This is a genomic window from Bartonella capreoli, assembly GCF_902813205.1.
Lineage (GTDB): Bacteria > Pseudomonadota > Alphaproteobacteria > Rhizobiales > Rhizobiaceae > Bartonella > Bartonella schoenbuchensis.
Genome location: NZ_CADDZX010000105.1, coordinates 1 through 590 on the forward strand (window position 1 = coordinate 1; position 590 = coordinate 590).

A 590-nucleotide genomic window follows, 5' to 3' on the forward strand; every position below is an offset into this window, starting at 1 on the left:
CATGATGTGAATACCAGATGAGCCAAGCGTTTGCCCAAATTCTTGCTCTAAGACATCATTGACAGAGTGCAGAATAAAATCCACAACCTCAATGGGGGTATAAACAATGCCTAGTTTTTCTACAGTGCGTGGAAAAGCATAACGAAAGAATTTATCGTAAAGCTCTATAATCAACCTCTGTTTTGCTTTTGGATCCGTAATTCCACTAGCGCGTAACTTTACACTTGCATAAAATTTCTCGAGGTCTTTGGATTCCTTATCAAGATTCGCCTCATCAAGCACATCAAGCATACGCTGCATAGCACGCGAGACAGGATTCTCACGTGTAAACTGATACCCCTCAAACAACACCTGAAAGACAGGACGCGTGATAATATGCTGTGCCAACATCTCAATCGCATCAGCTTCTGTAACAGCATCATTTAAATCATCACGCAGTTCTGCCACAAACCTGTCAAAGGCTCGACGCGCCTCAGTATCTGGCTCTGCCAGAATACCTGTTAACCGCGTGATATGATTCTTAGCAATCTCAGCAATATTGCTCGCCCAATCTTCCCAATAATCACGTGTCCCACATTTCTTGACAATCT

The 590-nt window shown here is 43.1% G+C and carries 1 pseudogene; it reads right to left on the reverse strand.

The features are described 5' to 3' along the window. Positions 1-590, reverse strand: a pseudogene (locus tag J7R05_RS07545) (damage-inducible protein); the annotation flags it as partial.